Genomic DNA, 7,094 nt, shown 5'->3' with positions numbered 1-7,094 from the left:
GCGCCGCTGACCGGTGGACGGCACCGAGCCGTCAATCGACTTGAAGAAGGGGGAGGCCTCGCGGCCTCCCCTTTTTTGTTTAAGTCAGATCTAACAAACTCGCTGTGTTTTATGACCCTCGTTTGTCGCATCTTCCGTTAACGGGCTACAATAACTTAGTCTGTGCAATATGGAGGTGAACATGGCTGAAGCTGGTATCGGCGTTGATATCGTCGAGATTTCCCGCATGAAATCAATCCTTGAAAAGACGCCGTCGTTTGCTCGGCGTGTGTTTACCGAAGAAGAGTGCGCATATTGCGACGCTTCATCGCGTCCTGCGGCGCACTATGCGAGCCGTTTTGCTTCTCGTGAAGCGGTTCTCAAGGCTCTTGGTACGGGCTTTAGCCAGGGCGTCGGCCGCAAAGACGTCTCGGTAACGCGTGATAACCTCGGAAAGCCTAAAGCAGTGCTTTCAGGTCGAGCGCTCAAGATTGCTCAAGAGTTGGGTGTCGTTGAAGTTGCGCTTTCCACTACCTTGACGGGTGATTTGGCCGTAGCCAATGCCATTGCGATCACCGAGGATGCTCGACCTAAGCCTAAGGAAGAAAAGGTGAGCACCAAGGAACGCGTTGCACAAACGTTTAAAGAGGCTCGCTCGGTTTTAGATGAGCTTGAGCAACTGCAAAATTCAGCTTTAACGGAGCACCTGGGCGATGCTTCGCGAGATACGCTAGGAGCATAGATGAAACCGGTTTTGAGTACCGAGGAAGTCGTTCGTCTCGAGGATATTATCGAACGCGAAGGAACTTCGAAGGCCGAACTTATGGAACTGGCGGGTGAGTTTGCTGCTACTGAAATTCTAAAACTCAATCCCGATCGCGTCCTTGTTCTGGTCGGTTTTGGCAACAACGGTGGCGACGGCTGGGTCGCGGCTGATATCTTGAGTCATAAGGGCGTTGACGTGGATATCGTGTCTCCGGTTGAGCCGGATGAGATTCCCGCCGCTCTGGCTCGCCATGTTGCCCGCCGTACCGCCGGTCGTGACGTACATGTGTGCGTCGGTCCCTCACGAGATGAGCTTGAGGTTTTGATCGATAAGGCCGACGTTGTTGTTGACGCTATTTTTGGTACCGGTTTCCACGGTGACCTGCGTGCGCCGTTTTCCATCTGGATTCCGACGGTTAACGACTGCGCCGACCATGTGGTGTCCATCGATGTTCCTTCGGGTCTGAATGCCGAAACCGGTGTTGTCGACGACGACTGCATCCGTGCCGAGCGTACCGTCACGATGATCACGCCCAAGATTGGCCTCTACAGCGCTGATGGCCCCGAGTACGCCGGTGATCTGGTGTGCGGTAGCCTCTATGATCGCCTTGATGAGGTCATCGATGATGTCGATCATGCCGCCGAGATTGTCGAGCCCGGTGACCTGGTGGATTTCTTTGCTCCGCTGCCCACGAATATCGATAAGTATTCTCGCGGTTCCGTCCTTATTGTTGCCGGCTCGGCGCAGTATCCTGGCGCTGCTATTATGGCCGCCAAGTCTGCTGCCCGCGCGGGTGCCGGCTATGTGGCTGTCGCGACGCCCGATGCGTGCGCCAATCTTATTCGTATGGCACTTCCCTCGATTCCGGTTTTTGCTATTCCGTCCGATTCCCGCGGCTCTTTTGGTGCCGCTGCTCGTATGACCGTGTGCGAGATTGCAAAGAAGTACAGCTGCGTACTGTGCGGTCCCGGCATGACGACGTCTGCCGGTGCCATGCAGGTGGTTTCGGGCTTGTTAGAGCTTGATGTGCCGTTGATCCTCGATGCCGATGCGCTCAACTGCCTTTCTAAGATTGCTATCGACGGTATCGATAGCAACCCTGAGATGTACCGCCGTGAGCAGCCGCTCGTCATGACGCCGCACTATCGCGAGCTTTCGCGCTTGGTTGCCGGTGACGAGGTTAACGATCTGGGGACTGCAATTGCGGCCGCGCAGAAGGTTGTCTGGGCTGCTGGCTCCGACAATCTCGTAGTTATTGCCAAGGGGCCGACGACGGCTATCTGTGGCGTTGAGCGCGTGCTTTTGCCGCTCTCGGGTCCGGCGTCGTTGGCGACTGCCGGTTCGGGCGATGTTCTTGCGGGCATTTTGGCTGGCACACTGGCTACCATGCGTGATGAGATGGATCGCTGGGAGCTGCTGTATTCGTATGCTGTTGCGCTTCACAGCTACGCGGGTTTTGCCGCGGCGACGGAGTATGGTGAGAAGAGTGTTATTGCAACCGACCTGATCGACTTGATCGGTCCTGCCATGGAATTGGCGGCAAAGGATGCACTCGATGATCTGGGAATCATGGACGAAGGGTCGGATGACTAATCATGAATAAAGCCGATTTGACGCGCTGGTCCTGGGTTGAGATTGACCGAGGGGCGCTTCGCCGCAACACGAGGGCTTACAAGAATCTGCTCGATCCACGTCAGCGACTGTGCTGCGTGGTCAAGGCCGATGCCTATGGCCATGGTGCCGTCGAGTGCGCCAAAATCATGTATTCGGCCGGTGCCGACATGTTTGCCGTGGCGACGGTTAGTGAAGGCGTTGAGCTTCGACAGGGCGGGATCACAAAACCCATCCTGATCCTAAGCGAGCCGCCTATCGAGGCTATCCCCACACTGCTTGAGTTTGACATTATGCCTTCGGTCTATACGTCCGATTTCGCCCTTGCCTATGGCGAGTGCGCTGTCGCGGCAGGCAAGGTTGGCAAGTACCATCTAGCCATCGAGACGGGTATGAACCGCATCGGTGTTCACTACACGCAGGTGCTCGACTTTGTTCGTGGCATTAGCTTCCATCGCGGTATCCAGTGTGATGGCGTATTTACGCACTTCGCCACGGCCGATGAACCTTCGGGTTGGGACTACAAACTGCAGTGCCAACGCTTTACCGAAGCCGTTCAAGCCATTAAGGACGCGGGTTTTGAGTGCGGCATCGTGCACTGTGCCAACACGCCGTCCTCGATGCTCGATCCCTCGATGCGTTTTGATATGATTCGCGCCGGCGTTGGCTTGTACGGCATGCAGCCATGCGAGCTGAGCGGCCGCGTGATGAAGCTCGATCCTGTTATGAGCGTCCATGCGCGCGTGACGCGTGTGGCGCATCCTGCGATGGGTGAGGGCGTGGGCTACGGTTTTACCTACCGCGTACCGCGCACACGCGTTCAGATTTGCACGCTGCCGATCGGTTATGCCGATGGTCTTTCGCGTACGCTCTCCAATCGTATGGACGTGCTGTATCGCGGTGAACGCATTCGTCAGGTGGGTAACATCTGCATGGACCAGTTTATGGTCGCCATCCAGTCCAATCCGGCGCATGAGATTCCCGAGGCCGAGCATGGCGACGAGATGATCATTGTCGGCCGCGATGGTGATGCCGAGATTACCATGGACGAGATGGCTCGCCTGCGCGGCACGATTAACTACGAGGTTGCTTGCGGCTTTGGCATGCGTCTCGACAAGGTCTACGTGTAGGAGCCACTATGGGTGTCATGCACATCCCCGGACATAGTCACCAGGCGCCGCGCGAGGTTGCGCTCGAGGAGATTGAGGCTGTTTTAGGCGACTGTCATCTCTGCCAGCTCTATCAGTCGCGCCATAACATCGTGTTTGGCGTGGGAAACCCCCACGCCCGCGTAATGTTTATCGGCGAGGCGCCGGGGCGTAACGAGGATCTGCAAGGCGAACCGTTTGTGGGGGCGGCGGGCGAGGATCTCAACGGCATCCTGTCGCTGGCTGGCCTCAAGCGCGAAGACGTCTACATTGCCAACGTGCTTAAGTGTCGCCCACCGGGAAATCGCAATCCTCGGCCCGAGGAAGTGCTGGCCTGTTCACCGTTTTTGCGTGAGCAGATTCGAAGCATTTGGCCCGATATCATCGTGACGCTCGGTAACCCCGCGACGCACTTTGTGCTTAAGACCGAGATTGGCATCACCAAGCTGCGCGGCAGGTTCCATCAGATGGGGCATTTTGTGGTGATGCCCACGTTCCATCCGGCGGCGGCGCTGCGTAATCCGGCGTGGCAGGAGCTGCTGGAGGAAGACTTTAAGATGCTGGGCGACTATCTGGAGCGGCATCCCGCGCCAGAGGGTGCCTCGGAATAATAAGGAGCATATATGTCCCTGGAGCGCCTGGGGGTAGGTATTTATAAAACGGCTTGCTCTGTCGATACGGAGCATTTTGGAGAGCTGGTTGCGCCGTGCCTGGAAGATGGTGATGTGCTGATCTTGACTGGCGGCCTCGGGGTGGGCAAAACCCACTTTACCAAGGGCGTTTCGCGTGGTTTGGGCGACGGCCATATGGTCACGAGCCCCACATTCGCACTCATGGCCGTTCATGACCAGGGGCGTATTCCGCTGTTTCACTTTGACCTGTACCGTCTGGAGCATGCTTACGAGCTCGAGGATACGGGCATTTTCGATGTACTGGGCTATGAGGGTGCCTGTCTGTTGGAGTGGGGCGAACAGTTTCAGGACGAACTGACGGACGAGTATCTTTCGGTAACGCTTAAACGTGATGAGAACGATAGCGACGTGCGAACGATAACGCTCGAGGCGCACGGCGAACGCGCAGCAGAGCTATCCGATTTGATTGATAAGGCTGTACAAGATGAGCTTGCATAACGATTACGCGCTGGTGGTGGCGCTCGATACTTCGACCGATATGCTTGCCTGCGCGGCAAGCTGGATTGATGGGCAGACGGGCGAGGCGAAGCTGGTGAGTGGCGACCATATGTGCCGTCGCCATGCCAATGTGGAGCTCGTGAATACCGTCGATAGCGTGCTTGCTCAGGCTGGCATGGACCGTGCCGACGTGGGCAGTTACGTTGTCGGCCGCGGTCCGGGTTCGTTTACCGGCGTGCGTATCGGCATTTCCACCGCCAAGGGCTTGGCGTGCGGTGCCAACGTGCCGCTGTTGGGCGTGTCGACGCTCGATGCCTGCGCATGGACCGCGTGGAAGGCTGGCGTGCGTGGCAAGCTCGGCATTCTGGCCGATGCCATGCGCGGCGAGGTGTATCCGGCTTTGTATGTGCTGAGTGATGAGGGCCTCGAGCGTCAGTTTGAGCGCGAGCACGTGGTCAAGGCTGCCGTGGCGCTTGATGAGTGGCGCCAAGCCGCGGACTGGGACCAGGTTCAGCTGACTGGCGACGGTCTCGTGCGCTATGGCAAGCTGCTGGGCGAGGATGAGGCCGCTCGCTGCGTAGAGCGCGGCTTGTGGTGGCCTTCGGGCGAGGGTCTCCTCCTTGCGCATGCCGCGGGTGACGGCGACCCGGCCCGCGTCCTACCGATCTATACGCGCCTTTCTGACGCCGAGGAAAACGAGCGCAAACGCCTCGGTCTTGCCGAGAGCGCGCAGAGCGAAATTACGGGCGTCGCCGATGAGCTCGCCGGTCGCCATCTGCAATTCCGTCCCATGGGTGCGGCGGATGCCGAGGGCGCGAGCGCGCTGGAGGCTGCCTGCTTTGAAGGCGCTGGGCACGAGGCGTGGACGCCGGGTATGTTCCTGTCCGAGCTGGGCGAGGATGTTGCGGCGCCGCGCAGCTGGTGGGTGGCGCACGACGACGGTCAGCTGCTGGGCCTTGCCGGTGGCATGGTCGTGGACGGTGACGTGCAGATTCTGGATGTTGCCGTCGACCCGAAGCATCGCCGCGAGGGTATTGCCCGCAAGCTGCTGTCGCACGTGAGCTACGATGCCCAGATGCTCGGCTGTACGACCGCCTCGCTCGAGGTTGAGGATGGCAACGAGGGCGCTATTGCGCTCTATGCCTCCCTGGGCTTTACCGAGGCGGGCCGCCGCCGCGGTTACTACGGTGTTGGCAAAGATGCCATCGTCATGACGGCGCCACTGCCCTTGGTGCTCCCGGTTGACAACGCTTCGCCCGAGCCGACGGCGGCTGAGCAGCGTGTATGGCCGCTACCTGCACCCGAGCGAACCGTTGAGGAGCGCGCCGAAATTGAGCGCCGTCGCCTGGTGCTTGCCATCGAGAGTTCGTGCGATGAGACGGCTGTGGCGATTATCGATGCGGACGGTAATATGCTGGCCAATCAGGTTTCGACGCAGATCGATTTTCATGCCCGTTTTGGCGGCGTAGTGCCCGAGATCGCTTCGCGCAAGCACGTTGAGGTTATCGTGAGCGTCGTGGACGCGGCGCTCGAGGATGCCGCGGCATCGCTTGGTCTTGAGGGCGGAGCCATCGCGCCGAGTGAACTCGCTGCTGTTGGCGTGACACAGGGGCCGGGCCTGGTGGGTGCTCTGGTGGTGGGCGTCGCCTTCGCCAAGGGATTTGCCTACGCTGCCGGCAAGCCGCTCGTGTGCGTCAATCACCTTGAGGGCCATCTGTTCGCCAACCTGCTGGCGCAGCCCGATCTCAAACCGCCGTTTATCTTCACGCTCGTCTCGGGCGGTCATACCATGCTTGTTCACGTCAAGGCGTGGGGCGACTACGAGGTGCTCGGCGAGACGCTCGACGACGCCGTGGGCGAAGCCTTTGACAAAGTGGCTAAGGCGCTGGGTCTGGGCTATCCCGGCGGCCCCATCATTTCCAAACTGGCCGAGACGGGCAATCCCCGCGCGATTGACTTCCCCCGTGCGCTCAATAGTAGGGGAGACTACCGCTTCTCGCTTTCGGGCCTCAAGACGGCGGTGACGCTCTACATCGAGCAAGAGACCAAGGCCGGGCGTACGATTCATCTGCCCGACCTTGCGGCTTCGTTTGAGGCCGCGGTCTTTGACGTTCAGTACAAGAAGGCCAAGAACGCGCTGCATGCCACCGGGTGCAAGGAGTATTGCATCGGTGGTGGCGTCTCGGCCAATCCGCATCTGCGCGAGATGATGATCAAGAAGCTCGGGCGCCAGGGCATCCGCGTGACGGTGCCGCCTCTCTCGGCATGCACCGACAACGCCGCCATGATCGCGGAGGTCGCCCGCCGTAAATTCGATCGAGGAGAAATCTCGCCGTTCGACGTCGACGCCGATCCAAACATGACGCTGTAGTCGTACGGGTGTGGTCCCCGACCGGAGGGGCCGGATATAAGGTTTATCGCGAGTTCCGCACGCAAAGAAGGCCACTTAATGTGGCCTTC

The 7,094-nt window shown here is 59.2% G+C and carries 6 protein-coding genes; all 6 read left to right on the top strand.

From position 1 onward, the window contains the following. Positions 1 to 181 precede the first annotated feature (181 nt). Genes acpS through tsaD form a run of 6 tightly spaced genes read left to right on the top strand, consistent with a single transcriptional unit; the run spans position 182 to position 7,005 of the window. Positions 182 to 721, top strand: a complete 540-nt coding sequence (gene acpS / locus AB5Z20_RS09680) for a holo-ACP synthase (RefSeq protein WP_368157154.1) — start codon at positions 182 to 184, stop codon at positions 719 to 721. Next, complete coding sequence (locus AB5Z20_RS09675; RefSeq protein ID WP_349090315.1) at positions 722 to 2,338, top strand: NAD(P)H-hydrate dehydratase; 1,617 nt, start codon at positions 722 to 724, stop codon at positions 2,336 to 2,338. Between the two features lie 2 nt (positions 2,339 to 2,340). Then, a complete protein-coding gene (gene alr, locus AB5Z20_RS09670; RefSeq protein WP_368157153.1) occupies positions 2,341 to 3,486 on the top strand; it encodes an alanine racemase in 1,146 nt (381 codons plus the stop codon). Between the two features lie 8 nt (positions 3,487 to 3,494). After that, positions 3,495 to 4,115: a uracil-DNA glycosylase gene (locus AB5Z20_RS09665; RefSeq protein WP_117800997.1), complete on the top strand. Its 621-nt coding sequence runs from the start codon at positions 3,495 to 3,497 to the stop codon at positions 4,113 to 4,115. Between the two features lie 12 nt (positions 4,116 to 4,127). Continuing rightward, positions 4,128 to 4,634 (top strand): tRNA (adenosine(37)-N6)-threonylcarbamoyltransferase complex ATPase subunit type 1 TsaE, encoded by a 507-nt coding sequence (gene tsaE, locus AB5Z20_RS09660; protein WP_368157152.1) that lies wholly within the window; start codon positions 4,128 to 4,130, stop codon positions 4,632 to 4,634. Further along, on the top strand, positions 4,621 to 7,005 hold the full coding sequence (gene tsaD / locus AB5Z20_RS09655) for a tRNA (adenosine(37)-N6)-threonylcarbamoyltransferase complex transferase subunit TsaD (RefSeq protein WP_368157151.1): 2,385 nt from the start codon (positions 4,621 to 4,623) through the stop codon (positions 7,003 to 7,005). Before tsaE ends, tsaD begins: the two co-directional genes overlap by 14 nt. Positions 7,006 to 7,094 lie beyond the last annotated feature (89 nt).

The organism is Collinsella aerofaciens (assembly GCF_040910245.1).
Lineage (GTDB): Bacteria > Actinomycetota > Coriobacteriia > Coriobacteriales > Coriobacteriaceae > Collinsella.
The sequence above is the reverse complement of the archived record's forward strand: the minus strand, read 5'-3'. Positions and strand labels throughout refer to the sequence as shown.